Source organism: Vibrio sabulosilitoris (genome assembly GCF_055391395.1).
In genome coordinates this window covers 1613536-1629627 of record NZ_AP029600.1, presented here as the reverse complement: position 1 = coordinate 1629627, position 16092 = coordinate 1613536, and the positions used below count along the sequence as shown (strand labels likewise).

At 42.6% G+C, this 16092-nt stretch carries 24 protein-coding genes and 1 pseudogene; 20 read left to right on the top strand and 5 right to left on the bottom strand.

All coding sequences use genetic code 11. The features are described 5' to 3' along the window. Positions 1 to 611 precede the first annotated feature (611 nt). A complete protein-coding gene (locus tag ACZ5R2_RS22885; RefSeq protein WP_464903580.1) occupies positions 612 to 884 on the top strand; it encodes a hypothetical protein in 273 nt (90 codons plus the stop codon). A gap of 203 nt (positions 885 to 1087) precedes the next feature. Here the strand turns inward: ACZ5R2_RS22885 and ACZ5R2_RS22880 are convergent, their stop codons facing one another. Both ACZ5R2_RS22880 and ACZ5R2_RS22875 read right to left on the bottom strand, forming a co-directional pair. Then, entirely contained in the window at positions 1088 to 1396 is a 309-nt protein-coding gene (locus ACZ5R2_RS22880) for a type II toxin-antitoxin system RelE/ParE family toxin (RefSeq protein ID WP_464903581.1), read from the bottom strand. Then, positions 1393 to 1677: a type II toxin-antitoxin system TacA family antitoxin gene (locus ACZ5R2_RS22875; protein ID WP_464903582.1), complete on the bottom strand. Its 285-nt coding sequence runs from the start codon at positions 1675 to 1677 to the stop codon at positions 1393 to 1395. The genes ACZ5R2_RS22880 and ACZ5R2_RS22875 overlap by 4 nt, the downstream gene beginning before the upstream one ends. 198 nt (positions 1678 to 1875) lie before the next feature. Between ACZ5R2_RS22875 and ACZ5R2_RS22870 the strand changes: the two genes are divergently transcribed. After that, positions 1876 to 2358, top strand: coding sequence for a hypothetical protein (locus ACZ5R2_RS22870; RefSeq protein ID WP_464903583.1), 483 nt, complete (start codon positions 1876 to 1878; stop codon positions 2356 to 2358). A 476-nt stretch (positions 2359 to 2834) separates the two neighbouring features. Here the strand turns inward: ACZ5R2_RS22870 and ACZ5R2_RS22865 are convergent. Then, a pseudogene (locus ACZ5R2_RS22865) lies at positions 2835 to 2966 on the bottom strand (IS110 family transposase); the annotation flags it as partial. Between the two features lie 392 nt (positions 2967 to 3358). On the opposite strand from ACZ5R2_RS22865, the gene ACZ5R2_RS22860 reads away from it, so the two are divergent. Further along, positions 3359 to 4090: a carboxylesterase family protein gene (locus ACZ5R2_RS22860; protein ID WP_464903584.1), complete on the top strand. Its 732-nt coding sequence runs from the start codon at positions 3359 to 3361 to the stop codon at positions 4088 to 4090. 263 nt (positions 4091 to 4353) lie between these two features. On the opposite strand, the gene ACZ5R2_RS22855 is transcribed toward ACZ5R2_RS22860, so the two are convergent. Continuing rightward, positions 4354 to 4815 (bottom strand): transposase family protein, encoded by a 462-nt coding sequence (locus ACZ5R2_RS22855; RefSeq protein ID WP_464903585.1) that lies wholly within the window; start codon positions 4813 to 4815, stop codon positions 4354 to 4356. Positions 4816 to 5025: 210 nt separating this feature from the next. Between ACZ5R2_RS22855 and ACZ5R2_RS22850 the strand changes: the two genes are divergently transcribed. Continuing rightward, positions 5026 to 5229 carry a hypothetical protein gene (locus tag ACZ5R2_RS22850; RefSeq protein WP_464903586.1) on the top strand — a complete coding sequence of 68 codons (204 nt, stop codon included), beginning with the start codon at positions 5026 to 5028 and terminating at the stop codon, positions 5227 to 5229. Between the two features lie 22 nt (positions 5230 to 5251). Here ACZ5R2_RS22850 and tnpC read toward each other — a convergent pair. Continuing rightward, a protein-coding gene (gene tnpC, locus ACZ5R2_RS22845) for an IS66 family transposase (protein WP_464903587.1) occupies positions 5252 to 6684 on the bottom strand; the annotation gives its coding sequence in 2 pieces (ribosomal slippage) (positions 5252 to 6495 and positions 6495 to 6684; 1434 coding nt in all). Between the two features lie 108 nt (positions 6685 to 6792). On the opposite strand from tnpC, the gene ACZ5R2_RS22840 reads away from it, so the two are divergent. The 16 genes from ACZ5R2_RS22840 (at position 6793) to ACZ5R2_RS22765 (ending at position 15968) form a co-directional block, all read left to right on the top strand. Then, on the top strand, positions 6793 to 7035 hold the full coding sequence (locus tag ACZ5R2_RS22840; RefSeq protein WP_464919471.1) for a GNAT family N-acetyltransferase: 243 nt from the start codon (positions 6793 to 6795) through the stop codon (positions 7033 to 7035). Between the two features lie 121 nt (positions 7036 to 7156). Next, a complete protein-coding gene (locus ACZ5R2_RS22835) occupies positions 7157 to 7699 on the top strand; it encodes a type II secretion system protein GspG (protein WP_464903589.1) in 543 nt (180 codons plus the stop codon). A 206-nt stretch (positions 7700 to 7905) separates the two neighbouring features. Then, positions 7906 to 8238, top strand: a complete 333-nt coding sequence (locus tag ACZ5R2_RS22830) for a type II toxin-antitoxin system RelE/ParE family toxin (protein WP_464903590.1) — start codon at positions 7906 to 7908, stop codon at positions 8236 to 8238. Further along, on the top strand, positions 8225 to 8539 hold the full coding sequence (locus ACZ5R2_RS22825; RefSeq protein WP_464903591.1) for a helix-turn-helix domain-containing protein: 315 nt from the start codon (positions 8225 to 8227) through the stop codon (positions 8537 to 8539). Before ACZ5R2_RS22830 ends, ACZ5R2_RS22825 begins: the two co-directional genes overlap by 14 nt. Before the next feature lie 372 nt (positions 8540 to 8911). Beyond that, a complete protein-coding gene (locus ACZ5R2_RS22820) occupies positions 8912 to 9274 on the top strand; it encodes a hypothetical protein (RefSeq protein ID WP_464903592.1) in 363 nt (120 codons plus the stop codon). Between the two features lie 134 nt (positions 9275 to 9408). After that, positions 9409 to 10434, top strand: a complete 1026-nt coding sequence (locus tag ACZ5R2_RS22815; protein WP_464903593.1) for a S66 family peptidase — start codon at positions 9409 to 9411, stop codon at positions 10432 to 10434. A 121-nt stretch (positions 10435 to 10555) separates the two neighbouring features. Further along, positions 10556 to 11026, top strand: a complete 471-nt coding sequence (locus ACZ5R2_RS22810) for a GNAT family N-acetyltransferase (RefSeq protein WP_464919459.1) — start codon at positions 10556 to 10558, stop codon at positions 11024 to 11026. Positions 11027 to 11163: 137 nt separating this feature from the next. Next, positions 11164 to 11649 carry an N-acetyltransferase family protein gene (locus ACZ5R2_RS22805; RefSeq protein WP_464903595.1) on the top strand — a complete coding sequence of 162 codons (486 nt, stop codon included), beginning with the start codon at positions 11164 to 11166 and terminating at the stop codon, positions 11647 to 11649. A 118-nt stretch (positions 11650 to 11767) separates the two neighbouring features. Beyond that, complete coding sequence (locus tag ACZ5R2_RS22800; RefSeq protein ID WP_464903596.1) at positions 11768 to 12145, top strand: hypothetical protein; 378 nt, start codon at positions 11768 to 11770, stop codon at positions 12143 to 12145. A gap of 49 nt (positions 12146 to 12194) precedes the next feature. Continuing rightward, positions 12195 to 12674, top strand: coding sequence for an N-acetyltransferase family protein (locus ACZ5R2_RS22795; protein WP_464903597.1), 480 nt, complete (start codon positions 12195 to 12197; stop codon positions 12672 to 12674). A gap of 237 nt (positions 12675 to 12911) precedes the next feature. Beyond that, complete coding sequence (locus tag ACZ5R2_RS22790) at positions 12912 to 13301, top strand: VOC family protein (protein WP_464903598.1); 390 nt, start codon at positions 12912 to 12914, stop codon at positions 13299 to 13301. A gap of 27 nt (positions 13302 to 13328) precedes the next feature. After that, entirely contained in the window at positions 13329 to 13829 is a 501-nt protein-coding gene (locus ACZ5R2_RS22785) for a flavodoxin family protein (protein WP_464903599.1), read from the top strand. A 110-nt stretch (positions 13830 to 13939) separates the two neighbouring features. Continuing rightward, positions 13940 to 14227, top strand: a complete 288-nt coding sequence (locus ACZ5R2_RS22780; RefSeq protein WP_464903600.1) for a hypothetical protein — start codon at positions 13940 to 13942, stop codon at positions 14225 to 14227. Between the two features lie 141 nt (positions 14228 to 14368). After that, entirely contained in the window at positions 14369 to 14893 is a 525-nt protein-coding gene (locus ACZ5R2_RS22775; protein WP_464903601.1) for a Spy/CpxP family protein refolding chaperone, read from the top strand. A 152-nt stretch (positions 14894 to 15045) separates the two neighbouring features. Then, entirely contained in the window at positions 15046 to 15462 is a 417-nt protein-coding gene (locus tag ACZ5R2_RS22770; RefSeq protein ID WP_464903602.1) for a GNAT family N-acetyltransferase, read from the top strand. Positions 15463 to 15497: 35 nt separating this feature from the next. Then, a complete protein-coding gene (locus ACZ5R2_RS22765; RefSeq protein ID WP_464903603.1) occupies positions 15498 to 15968 on the top strand; it encodes a GNAT family N-acetyltransferase in 471 nt (156 codons plus the stop codon). Positions 15969 to 16092 lie beyond the last annotated feature (124 nt).

Sequence of the window (16092 nt, the reverse complement as noted above, 5' to 3'; positions counted from 1 at the left end):
GTATTTCTAAGGTACTATTTTGACCGATTTTTCTATGATTTGAATCGTAAACCATTGGTTGCAAACTTTTTTAAAATGCCTTTCTTATTGAAGTTCCTAACTGTGCATTCACTGTTCTGTAGTGTGTTCTTATTAGTCTCAGTGATACCACTTGAAAGTTATGTTGTGAATGAATTAGAGGTAGGCTTTGATACATGGTGGACTAGCGGTGCGGCATATGGTGCAGTCACTATCGGCACAACTCTACCAATATCAGGTTGGCTAATGTTAAAGCGGCATCGCTATTGTCGAGCGATATATCTTGTGAGTTTTTTCTATCGTTTTCACTGCCAGATATAATTTATTAATCATATTCTACCATTATTTCAGATCTTGTGTTCACAATGTTGATTGCTGTATATTTGTATGGTAAGGAAAGTGCTAAAACCTATTTTTAGTTTGTGGCATGCTAGCCCCAAAAAATTATTCAAGCTGACAGCTAATAGTTGGCGATTTTTGTTCGGTTGATTATAGTGGTTCCGGTGGCTTTATTTAGGTATAGTGGTAGTTAGTTGCAACTTAACAAGGCGTCGTGTGCCAGTCGAAAAATACCTTAGAGTGTGGAGTTACGAATGATAATCAATATACAAGGGCCAAGTTTTTACGGGCAAGAAGACGAAGAAGTTTTTTTCGCTTGTTTGTACTCATTACCAGAATTTGAAAAGGTAGTTGGTGTTGGTCTAAATCTAGAAATTCATTTTAAGTCATCAGTTTCAGGTGATGTAATTAAGCGTTTGTTAGTTATTTGTCGTCGCTGGGGGGTAGATGTCAGTTCTCTAAAGAATCAGATTACTTGTTTGGAAGTTGAATCTTTGTTCTGGGATAATGATATATCGTTACCTTAATAATGACTTATGGCTGGTACAAATTACTTGAAGTTAACAGAAAAGTACTGCTACCAGTCTTGATATATAGCGGGACATCCACTCGTTGGAAGTTTACATATAGCAAATTGTTCAAGCAGGCAGCTAAGAGTTGGTGATTTTGGTTTGGTTGGTTTTAGTGATTGCGTTGGCTTTGTTTGAGTGTAGTGGTCGTGAGCTGCCACTTAACAAGGCGTTAGTTGCACTGAGCAAGCATCATCATTAGGGAACTTTTGTTTTTGGTGTAAAACTCTCATAATGTGGATGTTGTCACCCTCTACCCAGTATGAAATTATCATTGAAATCTCAGGAATAATGAGTAGCCTTCCTATTATACCATCTCGTTGAACACCCATGAGTGGTTGCTCTGCAAGGTTGTCTACTTTAGCTTCAATGAGTTCATCTGTCTTTTCCGCAGCTTCTGGGTTGAAGTCAAAGAGAAATTCAAAGATCTTCTCGCGATCGTTTAGAGATTCTTCTTCCCACAGAATCATTGCTTACCTCGGCTGCGAATTCTGGCTTTTCGAATCTCCATCTGAGATTTTGCAGAAACATCATCAACGAAAACCGACTTTCCTGAATCGAATTTTTCAAATGCCAAGTTCACTTGGTTTGTTAACCAAGAATCGTGAGATAGTATTTTTCTCTGCTGTTCAGCAAGTTGCTCGGTGAGTTCACGGCAAGCATCGCTCAGAGTACGGCCTTGGCTTTCTGCCATTTGCTGGGCTAGTCGCTTTGTTTCTTCATCAACACGGAATTGAATTCGAGTATCCATTGTATGCTCCTTTGTTGTGTGTACAAATGTTAGCACTGGTCTATGGGGCGTGCAACATACAAGTACTTCAAAGTGACAACCAACGCTAGGCGAGTACAGTATTTATAATTAGGTTAGTTGATTACGGTATGCTAGGTTGAGCTCAGTGGCAGCGTTGTTTGCCCATTAAGCAAGCGTTGTATTTTATTGGAGATCATCGTGATAAATAGAATCGAAGAATGGATTGATATAACAAATGAAAGGTTTTCTATTCAAAGGCAAAGTTGTGCGTTATTTATTAGTGATTTCACTGGCTTCTACTCTGAAGAGTTTTTATCTAATTCGTATTTTGTAATCGTTGATTGTATCCCAAAGCCAGAATTTCCCGAATTACGCCAAGCTGGTTTAGGTGACTTTCTTGATATGGAAGTCCAAGGTATTACATATAAAAACACTTATTACATAGTGCCGAGTGTAGCTCAAGATTTACGTTTACATTTTCATGAGTTGGTTCATGTGGCGCAATGGAAGACGCTTGGCGCTATTGGTTTTTTGCAACGTTATATATCTGAAGTTCAAAGTGTCGGCTACAATGAAGCACCGCTGGAGAAACTAGCTTATGCATTTGATCGTCATTTTTCGCAAGGAGGGCAAAAGGTTGATGTCCCAAGCTATGTAGAAAGCAAAATACAACACATATGAGCCTACCTTCCGTCAATAGGCAATAGCTCTCTTCTGGCTGCGTCTGCAGCCAAATTAATCGAACAGCAAAGTTATCTACTTCGCTCAGTCATCTTGTTCGTTAATTGTTGCTTACGGCAAAACATATAGAGGGTCTCTTACTGCGGTCTCACCGCCGCCCACCAACTATGTAGGATCAGACTAGGCCTCCCCCACGACATTCATCGGTTAACCCAAAGGCGCTATTCAAAGAAAATGGCTAGCTAATGCTTCCAGCTATTTTCAGGCTCAGCCCGGGTGTAAACGATTTTGTTGTTCGTTGTGGTGCGCAACAATGGGGTGGCTAATCAAAGCAATTGGGCTTGGACAACGCGTGGTACAGCAAGCCGCTTTTCGAGTTACAACCCATAGCATCAGGTACACAGTGTGCTCTTACTCAGCACCAGTTAGACGTTCAGCTTACCTCATTGTGCGACTTACTCGGGTAAAAATCGCTGTTCATCGCGGTCAGCATTGATCTTCTTGTGAACAACCTTATTACTGTGAGCGTCGAGAATACAGACATAAAGAATTCGCGCATGGGGATCGATGCCGCAGTAATAGTCATGCTGTTGGTTATAAAATCTCATAGAGTCTTCTCTTTTTTGGTTTTTTCGCCTTCCAGCATAGTCAGCGATGGCGATGTTGGAGGGAGAAGGCTCAATGAGTATCAAAGCAATTAAAGTGATGCTGGACACTCGGTGATTTTTGGTTCGAAGTTCGGTGTGCTTTGCGGGTTCCGTGGGGCACACCTTATTGCAGGCGTTCAAAAGCACTATCAGAATTACGCTATAGAGCACAATTGGTTAGGTTTTTCTATATCGCTTCCTGCGAGAAACTGCCACCAATGCAGAGCTAAATGATGTCACCAGTTTTCACAGGCTGCAATGTGGAACACGCCATCTAAACCAGCAAGGTAGGCTTTGCTCAGGACTATTGCGATGTGAGCTGGTGTCCTCAATCAACACACATGGAGAGTGGAATGCGAAATGTACTAGTAGCATGCATGCTGGCGTTGTCGCCAGCTTATCTGAGCGCTAACTCGAACACCGAATTTTCGGAGGTAAAGCACCCAGTCGGGGAGCTTAGCTATATCATTAGTTATCCAGAGCCATTTGACCCAGAGAAAGAATACCCAGTACTGGTGTATTTGCATGGTGCAGGTGAACGCGGCGATAATCTCGATGTTTTGCTCAACAATGGCATCCCTCGGAGAATCAAAAACAGTGCCGCTGGTAGGTTTGTGGTGGTCGCCCCGCAATGCCCTAAGCATATGTATTGGCCACAAATGGCTATGGAGTTTAAACAGTTATTAGAGCGCCTTGATGCAGCACTATCTGTGGATCGAAGTCGGGTCTACCTTACGGGCTATAGTATGGGGGGCTATGGAACGTGGTACTTGTCAGCCTTCTTCCCCGACGTGTTTGCCGCGATTGTGCCTGCCGCCGGCGGAGTGCGGGCGCTGGACCTAGAGGCTGATCGCAAAGCGTTTGATACTTTAAACTCTATACCGATCTGGGCGTTCCATGGTCGCCAAGACACTATCGTAAGAATTAGCGAGCAGCAGCGCATCGTTGACTATTTGCAACCGTCACATCCCAACCTGAAGTTCTCGATAGACGAAGGGGGTAATCATTTTATTTGGGACTTTGTATATGCTGACCACGATATCTACAGCTGGATGCTTGAGCAGCAAAAAGTTAGTAGCGAGTAGTGGCTGTGACTAAATAGCGCTCTTCTGGTATAAGTGCGTTGCAGAGTGCTTTTGCCTGTTCGAGCGTGCCGCTTGGCTTTACGGCCCTTATCCGTTGCTTTGTAGAGGGAAGCTTCACAGTCCAGTGAGCCACGTTTTGATAGTAAACAGCGGTCAAGGTGGCTCGGCTTTTGACTGGCTTCAGGATAGAGGGTTTTATTAGAAACCAAAGGTCTACCTTTCTGTTTTACTGAGACTTCACCACGAACTCGGCCTACTCAGAATCAACCTTTCGCTTCAACCTGTCTAAACCAGGTATTCCTGAAGCCCGCATCCGACACAATGATGGAAAGGGCATGACTGGGCAGTATTTGCTCAAATTTATCAAGAAAGATCTGATGGCTTCTCGGCGAGTTGTAGTCTTTGTATTCGAAGACTTGCTCATACAAAGTGACGGATCGGCCATCGAGCAAAAGGGATGCGCGTATAGTCATGCATCGTAACTGCTCTCTAACATCAGACCAATCCACAAGAACAATTGGGCAGGGATTAGCGCCGGTAATTAAGCGGCAATGCCATTTATAGATGTCATCTTTTTCACGATGGAGAGCGCTATTTCCTAGTAGTTGGTCAACCCGCTTTATGGCGTGCTTAACGGTGGTGGTATCGAGGTTGCGGCCTAGCTTGGTGAGCGTGCGGTCAGCGCCATTAAGCACGCTTTTGGTGGCAAGTACAAGAGATATCACTCTTTTTTAGTGAATGTTGGGGCATTGATTTTCTAGGGATTGCTGTAATATTTGAGTATCGTGCATCGCCATTCCTCTCTGTTCGAATGTTTGTTTGGCGATAACCATTAAATTAGAGAAGGCGATGTACGTTCACCTCATTGTTTAGAAAAGAATAAATGAGGGGATTCGCTAGATGCAGGCGTTATGTTTTGGAGGGAAATTGTCACTATGAGCATAGAGCTAAGAAGAATTGACCATGATAGCTTCTATGAAATCTGCCAGTTACAAGTTGCTAAAAGTCAATTAAATCATGTTGATAGCAATGCTATTTCATTGGCTGAAGCGAACTTTATGGATTTTCCTTGGTTTCGTGGCATCTATGCCGAAGATAAGCCAGTAGGTTTCATCTTGGTAAACGCAGATAAATTGTAACCGTTCACCGGAGTAGCTTGACTCAAGTAGCAAGCTCAAAGACATCAGGGTATGGTTGGCGGTGCACAACAGCAGTGATAATCTGACTCAACACATCCATTGTTGATAGGCCGCGTTTCTTGCAGGTTTCGATAAGCGTATGGATCCGGCTTCGGAACTTGTCACCAGCATCAGAAGTGGTTCCATAGCTAATTTTACGCATGATCACGCAACCTCGAAGACGTCGCTCCGCCTCATTATTGGTCAGAGGGATCGTGAGATCCTTGAGGAAGACCCACAAGCTACTTTCATGCTTAAGTAAGTGAGCACACCTTCCTCGATATCGCTTAACCATCACATCTGTGCCTTTGTTGAGCCAACTATGTAACGATTTCCTCAAGCGCTGCATTCTGCGAAGGTAGACAAGTTCTGTGATGTGGCCTTCTTCTAAGTTGTGACGATTACGGAAGACCAAGTTGACAATAAAGCATAGGTGCTGACCAATAAAGGCCGTATGCCCACCACCACTGTAGTCGGCCATCTGCTGTAAGTTTCGTTTTACATGAGCCCAGCAGAGTTGGTGGTTTTCGCTAGGTAGCCAGTTGTAACTGGCATATTGATCAGAGACAACGATACCTGTGTATTTTTCTCCGAGCACAAGCTTGGCAGAGTGTATGGAGCGGGAGTATAAGATCTTCTGATAAACAAGATCATCACTGGCAACCAGCCAACACCATCTTAGACTCTGCTCATCATTACGGATGTGTGAGGTTTCATCGATATGAACTAACGGCGCTTTGTTCACTGCCAGTTTAATGGCTTGGTGCAGTGGTGTTAGCATTGAGGCCACTTTGGTTTGAGCTTCACTGATAGCACCAATCGAAAAGGTTGTTCCCAAATGCTCTTTGAGTAGAGATTGGATTTTACGGACACTGAGATGATACTGCCCCGCAAGCAAGGCGATGTAGCTTAATAAATTCGGACCCAAGATACCTTGTGGGGCATCATCTGGTTTCTTGGCTCGAACTTGGGTTTGACAGTGGGAGCATTGGCCAGAATAAAGTTGATATTCGATGATGTGAACAACAGGCTCGGGTATTTCGTGAACTTGGTGGCGATAAAATGGCGACGAGTTTATTTTGACGTCGGGTTTTCCACAACATGGACATTGAGAGTCAGGCAAGCATTTAACAACGTTGTCAGTGGGTTTTAGTTTGCTGATTTCTCGTCGATGCCCTGTGTGGCCTTGTTGAGCTCCTCGCGTATTGCCACTACTAGGGCTTTGAGCTTTTTTCTTTCGGCTCGCTCTTTAGGGCCGTCCGATGAAGGTGATTTTGAGGAGTTCCGTGAACTGGTCGCAAGCTTATCCTCATAAAACCGAAGCTGCTCCCAGAGCTCGTCAATAAGCGCCTTTGCCTCACTTAGATTAGAGACCTCAGGCGGGGCTAGTTTAAAGCTGGCTTTTTTCTTTTTCATGGTTTCCAGCATGAGCCAGCGGAATGATCAATCAATAGGCAAAAGTGGATCAAGTGCTCTTAGTCACATTTTCTGTGTCAATAGGGGGCAGGTGAACGCTTACGATAAATTTTCCTTTGGCGATTCATGTTAGATCAGACACAACAATCAAAAGGTTATGGGCGTAAAGCCATCGAGTTGTTAAGTTCAGAGTTGCTTAACGAGTTTGGAGCATCGGCTCTTTATACAAGTGTTGTAGATAGCACTGATGGCCCAAAAGGTTTCTACTTAAATTGTGGTTTTATACCTACTGGAAACTTAGTCGCAGGTAGGGAAATAGAGTTAAGCAGAACTCTTGAGTTCCAAACATAACAAGACGTTGAAATGGACACACTAACCCTCGGCACTTTTGGTGTGAAGTACAGTGTATTTTACAGGTTCGGTGAGAGCACCAGTTAACTCAGCGTTATAAATCAAGAAAAAGGAGGTTAAGTTGGGAAATAGCAAGGATACTAAGAAGTCACCAGGTTGCTTAGGGTTTATTGTCGGTGGAATGTCATTTATTCCCTTGGTTGGTGTTCTATTTGGCATCATAGCGATTATCTGGGGTTCAGTTGTAAAAAGCACTAAGTTGGTTGTCGTTGGTGTGTGCGGGGTTTTGTTTACTTTTATTTTGTATGGTTTTCTTGGTTACTTTGGTTTCGTCGAAGAAGGTGGAACATACGATGAGTTAAGATCTGAGTTGGCAAAAGTGCAGCTTGATTCGCTCGTGCAGGCTATAGAAGTGTACAAAGTACAAAATGGAGCGTATCCCCGAAACCTGTCGTTGCTCAATGAGTCATTGCCAGAGGGGTCTTTAGTTTCCATTATTGACCCAACTCAGGTGTCCAAACCTGAAGGCAACTACTTTCACTATGATCTTATCGATGAAAATCGGTATCACGTAAGAGCTTTGGGTCGCGATGGCATTCTTGACACAGTTGATGATGTATTCCCTACTGCGGTAGACAACATTGGCTTAGTTGCAAGACCATAAGCAGGAGTCTGTTTATAACAAGTTACTCAAGTGGACGGAAAACGCTTGGCGGTTTTGGTTGGGAGTGTTGTGGACTTTGTCGGCTGGTCGTGAGCGCCAGTTAGTAAAGCGTTATAGCTAAGAGCAGATTCGTCGCTCCAAAAGTCATAACTACGTTAATCACGTATAGTTTTGCTATCTGTACGTTACTTGCGTATACTTTGCTTATGAAAAGTGTATTTGTCGAATCAACCATATTTGAAAAGTACCGCAATGAATACCTCAGCGATGATGAGTTTAGGCTTTTTCAAGCGGAGTTAATGTCTAACCCTAAGCAAGGTGACGTGATTCAAGGTACAGGTGGTTTGCGAAAGGTTCGAGTTGCAAGTAAAGGTAAGGGCAAGCGTGGTGGCTCTCGCGTTATCTATTATTTCCTCGATGAGAAGCGTCGTTTCTACTTGCTGACGATTTACGGCAAGAATGAAATGTCCGACTTAACCGCAGACCAAAAGAAACAACTAAAGGCTTTTATGGAGGCATGGTGTAATGAGCAATCGTGACCTATTTGCAGAGTTAAGTTCAGCACTTGTTGAGGCTAAAGAGCATTCAGAAGGCAAGCTAACCCTTAAAACTCATCAAGTTACAGATATCAATGAGTTAAATATCTCACCTGATGAAATCGTGAGTATTCGAGAGCAGTTTAATATGTCTCGCGGTGTGTTTGCTCGTTTGTTGCATACATCATCTCGTACGTTAGAAAACTGGGAGCAAGGACGTAGCGCGCCAAATGGACAAGCTGTAACCCTTCTAAAGTTGGTTCAGCGTCATCCAGAAACCCTGTCACACATCGCTGAGCTATAACAAACGACTATGGCGACTCTATACCGTGCGCTGATTTCACTTCGCTCGTCGGGTAACTAATCCTGTTAGCCACATTACGAAGTTGCGGCCTAACGTAGTGAGCGTGAGGTCAGCGCCATCAAGCACGCTCTTGGTGGCAAGTACAAGAGATATCGCTCATTTTTTGTGAATGTTGGTGCATTGATTTTCCAAGGATTGTTATAGTATTTGAGTATCGTGCATCGTCATTCTTCTCTGCTCGGATGTTTGTTTGGCGATAATCATGAGATCAGAGAAGGCGATATACGTTTATCTCATTGTTTAAAAAGGATAAATGATGGGATTCGCTAGGACAAGGCGTTATGTAAAACCTTAAGTATCGAGGTAAAACGGATGGAAGTAGTTAGTTTTATTGGTATTGAAGAAACCAAAAATGACCTGTTGGTTTCTTTTGCAATCGACACCGGCGATGGATTTGTAGAAACTCTTCTGTTACATAGGCAGTTGATCGGTGAGTTTGCCTTTCCAGAAGATGAGCGAGGAACAAAGGTTAGTCATACTGGACGTGATATACTTGATGAATTTTCAAACTATCTAGAGATCGTAAAATTTGATGGTTCAATCATCAATATAAAGGCTAGATTTAGCTCTCATCAACTTGATTTGCGAAAAATATCCAGTGAAGAGATAAGTCAAATTTATGAATCATTAAAGCGTCATAACTTTGATAATAAATTTAAGGTTCAATTCATATAGCAGTGCATTTAAGAGTGATTCTCAACGCTTGGCATTTTTCATTCCATCGTTAAGTTCAGTGTTTTCGGTGGTATGGTTGGGTTTCATTGTCGTGCTATTCCCCCCTTAGCTCGGCTTTAGTTGTAAGGAAAAATATGAAGTACCCAGTTCCCTTAGGTAAAGGTAGTAGAGTTGCTATTACAGCATTCTCTTCAGGTGTACCAAGCTCGCTTCACAAGCGTTTGGATATTGTACTCGAAAACCTAAGAAAACAAGATTTTGAGGTTATCGAGGGAGAGTGCTTGCGTGAAAATAAGAAACATGTGAGCGCCAGTGCCAAGCATCGGGCTGCGGAATTTATGCAATTTCTGTGTGATGATACAATTGATGCAATTGTACCTCCTTGGGGAGGTGAGTTCGCAATGGATATATTACCGTTACTTGACTACGAGAAGTTGCAAACCGTTAAGCCCAAATGGATTTTGGGATATTCAGATGTAAGTACGGTTTCTACGGCTTTAATGACAAAACTCGGTTGGGTAACAGTTCATTGCTCAAACCTCATGGATCTCCATCCAGATGAGCCTGATAGGCTTACATCTAGTACTTTGAGTTGGTTAACAAAGGCGGAGGGTTCATATTTTGAACAGCATTCATCTAAATACTATCAACTAGATGGTAGTTCGTTTTCCGATGATCCTAACTTTACTCTAAATACAACAGAGCCAACAGTCTGGAAACTATCAGGAAGCCAAGAGGCTGTATTCAATGGTCGTCTTATTGGCGGCTGTTTTGACACCATGATGCACTTAATTGGCACTGAATATTTTGATATTCATCTTTTGCATAAAAAATTCGAAATCGATGGTCTCATCCTTTATTTAGAAAATGTTGAAATGTCTCCAACAGTTTTTAAGCGAGCACTGCAAAGCCTAAAATATAAAGGTGTATTTGAACTCTGCAATGGACTGCTCATTGGCAGAAGTTCAGTACTAGATAAATGCGGCAAAGACATTACCATTCAAGAAGCATTGACTGAAGTAACGAAGGACTTGGAAATTCCTGTTGTGTATGATGTTGATATTGGTCATTTACCACCCAATATGACATTATTCAACGGTTCATATGCTGAGGTTGTTGTGAATGGTAGCGCAGGTAAAATACGTCAGACGCTGAAGTAAACAACTAAAATTTGTTGACATCGGCACAAAGAGCCTGGCGCATTTTGTTAAAAATTTGGATGATCCTGACAAGCCCGAGTTTGCTCCATTCTATAGAGCTATCGCTGCTTGGAGAAAATTTATGCTTCGTGATGCTGAAATTAAAGACTTAGATATGTTAGTTAGTCTTTTTATAACCGAGAATGAGCACAATTCAGAGTTAGCCCCGGATGTTGTTCGTAAAACTGAAGACGTACTAAATAGAACTGAGCTTCAAGGTATTCTATCTGACGAAAGCCAGGTGCTGATTGTTAGTGAACATGATGGAAAGGTAGTCGGAGCTTTATTAGGCAGCCTTAACAAAGTTAAAGAACGTCGTTGGGCTCAATCACGAATATATGGCTATATTGAAGAATTAATTGTTTCTAACGAAGCTCGGAAACTGGGTATAGCTACAGGGCTGGTTTCCCATTTCTCTAACTGGGCTAGTGCTCTTGGTGCAAGCTCTGTTGACCTTCATGTCTGGTCAAATAACACAGTAGCAATTGGGTTTTATAGCAGTGTCGGATTCCAATCAAAACTAAACCTGTTCTCCAAAAAGTTAAACAGCTAACAATACGCTCAAGATTGATTCCCTGCACCCGGCATTTTGGGTTTGATTTAGCTTTAGTGATTACGACACAATGATTTAGGGAGGGTGCTAGGCGTTGCTCACCACTGAATGCGGCGTTATGTTCTGGAAGGAAATTTATGATTAGGGAGATCACAAAAGCCGATTTTGAGTCGTTTGGGCCAACATTCTCGGCGGTAATTCAAGCCCAAGAGACTTATGCTTTTGACCCAAGTATGACGCTAGCGCAAGCTTTCGCTTTATGGTGCGAATCTCCCCTGAAAGCTTTTGTTTTCGTGGAAAATGACGTTGTACTGAGCTCTTACTACATTAAGCCCAATGCAATGGGGCCAAGCAGCCATATATGTAATTGTGGATACATGGTCTCAAGCGAGGCCAGAGGTAGGGGCATTGCACGCCTCATGTGTGAACATTCTCAGGAAGCGGCTCTTAGTCTTGGCTTTGATGCCATGCAATTTAACAGCGTGGTTTCTACTAATGAAGTTGCGGTGAAGCTTTGGGAGAAGCTAGGGTTTCAAACCATAGGTACGATTCCCAAGGCCTACAAGCATGCTCATATAGGGTTAGTTGACAGCTACGTTATGTACAAATGGCTACGAACATAAGAAGCTGTAATGTTCTAGGGGAAATCAAGTGGTTGAGCGAGTTACTTACGAAAGGCTGTTGTCGCGCTGTAAGTTCGAACATAACATCATAATGCGGCGTTGTGCTGTAAGGAGATAAATGAGACAACAATATCACTTTCGCGCCTCAGACAAGGGCTTGCTTGCATGGGATGTATTTCGGCTGATTGAGCTTTCTCGCGAGCTTCCCATAGTCGAAATTAAGCTATCCGATATTAAAGAGCTCGAAGAAGAGTTCTGGTATGACCTAGGCGGAACGCGTCCAACATGCAGAAATATCTTGCAGCATGCATTGCTAATACAGAAAGCCGACTTATCGTATCCCATTATTCTGTGCCATGAAGGTCGGGTGATGGACGGCATGCACCGGGTTTGCAAAGCTGCTATGCAGGGACATGAAGCAATTAGAGCGGTTCAGTTCTCTGCATACTTGGAGCCAGATTATATTGGTGTTGGGTCTGACGAGTTACCCTACTAACCCACAGCATAACAAGGTGTTATACAACTAATTCATCCAAGGAGGGGATATGGAACCAATCAAAATTAGGAAAGCAGATAGGAGCGACGCTGAAACGATACTTCGATTTATCACAGACTTAGCTATCTATGAAAAGGCGGAACATGAGGTAAAAGCAACTCTCTCAGATATTGAGTTCAGTTTATTTTCACCTCAGTCTACAGCTCATGCAATTATCTGTGAGGTTAAAGGTGAGCCTATCGGTTTTGCTGTTTATTTCTTTAACTATTCTACATGGTTGGGTAAGAATGGTTTGTATTTGGAAGACCTGTATGTTGCCCCGGAATACCGTGGCCTGGGAGCAGGGAAGGTAATTCTCAAATATTTAGCGAAGCTGGCAGTTGAAAATGGCCTTGGTCGATTTGAATGGTGCGTTCTCGATTGGAATGAGCCAGCGATTAACTTCTATAAATCTATTGGTGCAAAACCCCTTGATGAATGGGTTAACTATCGACTTTCTGGTAGTGCATTAATAGAGTTCTCAAAATAGTCGTTGTATACCAAACGTTTCAACCTAGCTGTCAACCTGTGGCATTTTGTTTCGGTGAGAGTTAATGAGTACGGTGGCCGTTTGAGTACAGCGCCATTGCTCTTTGTTCAAATGTTTGTTTGCCGATAACCATTAGTGTAGAGAAGGCGATGGACGTTCATCTCATTGTTTAGAAGAGATAAATGAGGGTACTCGCTAGGGCAAAGCGTTAGGTAATCCAATTGAAATGAGGTTTCAATGAACGTTGATAGATATGGAATTATCTTAAATGTTGAAAACTATGATGAATGCGTCTCATTCTATCGTGATGTTTTTGAACTGAAAGTTATGTTCACAAAAATCGAAGGTGATTTTAAATTAACTTGCCTAGAATTTGGCGAAAGTTACCTAATGATTGAAACTGAAGGGCATGCAGTTACTAATGGTAAATCGATAGCGTCATGCCCTTCAAAGCTTCGTTTCAATGTTGATGACATAAACGATGCTTTGATTCGTGTTAAGCAGTTTAGTCTATCGTACGAGTACACTGAAAATGATTGGGGTACATCGATTAGTCTTTATGACCCTGATGGCAATCGAGTTGGTATTCGGGATGAAATAGGCTTCATCAATCAAATAAGTGCTTAACAAAGCGTTATGTAACATGGAGGTTCAATGAAAATTGCCGTAGTTCTTGGCACGTCAAAATCTGATGGAAACACGAAAAATCTATGCGATGCATTCGCTGAAATATCGGATGCTGTTGTTTTCGATTTAGCCAATTTCAATATCTCGTTTTACGACTATTCCCATGAAAACCAGCCAGATGATTTTCTTCCTCTCATTAGTGAACTGGCTTCATTTGATCATATCGTTTTTGCCTCACCCGTATATTGGTACTCGATGTCGGCACAAATGAAAGTGTTCTTTGATCGTTTATCTGATCTACTCACAATCGAAAAAGAGCTGGGTCGCAAACTAAAAGGTAAGTCTTGCTCAGTTTTATCAACGGGCTTCAACGACGAATGTCCCAGTTGCTTTGTCGAACCTTTCAAGCTCACCGCAAACTATATGCATCTTGAGTTCAAAGGTTGCACTTACATCGCTATACAAACCGAAAATGATAGGGGTAAAGTAAGTAAAGCCGCGTCACAAGCGATTGAAAATATTACGTAACAAAGCGCTTGAGAGCGAATCCATAACGTGTGCCGGTTTCGCTTCGCTCAAGGTTGGTACACTTTGTTTCACGCCTTAACGTGGCGTTCTATCTCATTGGGAGATCTATTATGACAGAGCAAGACGTTATTTACTCATTTGCATGGTTTCAGCCTGAAGAATGGCAGCTTTTGAAAGAGGCTGTAGATGATCCCTCAACTCTTGATGATACATATGAAGAGTGGCGTAAAAACGCAGAAAGTACCATTGGTAAGATTCGGGCTAATGGGCATCGTGTTAAAAAGGTATCGATAAAAATCAGTGAGTTGCTTGATTGGTGCGAGTCGAACGGTGTGAAACCCGATGGTAAAGCTAGGTCAGAGTTTGTGGCTTTCAAGCTAAGTAATCGACGTGGCTAGAGATATAACAAATGCTTTAATCTAACTGCCAGATCTATGGCATTTTCGGTTCAGTTTGGGTTTAGTGAATACGGTGGCCGTTTGAGTGCAGCGCAGTTGGCCGTAAGTTAAGTGGGGGCAGCTGATTTAGGGGTATTATTTATGAATAGATTTGTCGTCTTAACCTTTCTAGTATGCAGTAGCTATATGGCTACTGCTGAGAACAGTTCCTCCTACGCAGGTCAGGAGTCAAACAGCATTAAAGCGCTTTCTCAACAGCAAATTAGCGATTTGCTCAATGGAAATGGTTTGGGTTATGCAAAGGTTGCCGAACTAAATGGTTTCCCAGGGCCTGCTCATGTGTTGGAGCTTTCAACAGAGCTTAAACTCAGTGAAGAGCAAGTGGCTCAAACCGAGGAGTTATTCAAAGTCATGAAGGCTGAAGCAAAAAAGCTTGGCGCTGATTTAGTTGAGGCCGAAAGACAGCTCGAACTGGCTTTTGTTTCGGACAACATATCTGAAAGTAAAGTCACTAGTTTTGTTGATAAAATTGGTGCCATAAATGGGAAGTTGAGAGCCGTTCACATAAATGCCCATTTAGCTCAAAAACGGATTCTAACTCGCCATCAAGTCCACAAGTACAATCAGCTTCGAGGCTATGGTTCAACGTCGCATCATGGTCACTAAAAATCAGCTAACAAAACCTAATCCTTGGCGTTTTCAGTTTGAATTGGTTTAAGTGTTTACGGCACAATGATTGAGTAAGGTAGCAGTGTTGCTCACTGCTCAAATCTTAATGTGGCGTTAGCTACTTTCGGGTCAATTTAGCAAGGAAGAAAATGGAATATAAATTGGATATCAATCCTTTAGAAAGCGATATCAACGAGGTGCGTGGTGGCTTAATCAAACATAACACACCATTTCTAGAAGGTATTCCGAAGTCATGTGTTGGTTACTACGCAATGAAAGATGATGAGAAAGTTGGTGGTATTATTGCGGATCTATGGGGTAACTGGTTGCTCATCAAGTTTCTTTGGGTTGATGATTCAATGAGAGGTAAGCAAGTTGGGAGTGAGCTTCTTGGCTTGTTGGAAAGTTATGCCAGATCAGAAGGTTGTAAGTCGGCTCTTGTTGATACGTTAAGTTTTCAAGCAAAGCCGTTTTATGAAAAACATGGATTTAAGTGCAATATGGTTTTGGAAAACTACCCAATAGACTCATCCCTGTCGTTTCTGACTAATTCACTTGTTGGATAATACGCAGCGGTATACCAGTAAGGTAAGTTTAGAATATGGAAATCAAAATCGATGATTTGTCAGGTGGTGACGTCATTCAGTTGCTCGAAGAACATTTGAGTGACATGCATGCGACATCGCCTGTGGAAAGTGCTCATGCCTTGGATGTTGAAGCATTGAAATCACCATCCATTACGTTTTTCAGCGGTTGGCTCGGCGGTGAGCTGCAGGGTTGTCTTGCTATCAAGGAGTTAACTCCACAGCACATTGAATTGAAGTCGATGAGAACGACTAGCACATCTCGTAAGTCAGGCATTGCATCGAAGTTACTTACTCATGCCCTCAATTTGGCTATTGAGAGGGGTTATCAGCAAGCAAGCTTGGAAACTGGTAGTCATGACTATTTCTTACCTGCACGGAACTTGTATCAGAAGTTTGGGTTTCGCTATTGTGGTCCATTCGCTGACTATAAAATAGACCCTCATAGTGTCTTTATGACAAAGGCTCTAGTGGAAAAAGTCGTATAACAAGCGCTTCAACCTGACTACCAGCCTGTGGCGTTTTTGGTGGGGATTGGCTTGGGTGATTATGGGGCTCTTATCGGATCTGGTGCCGTTTGCAGCAAGTTGAGCGGGCGTTATGAAGCAGCAA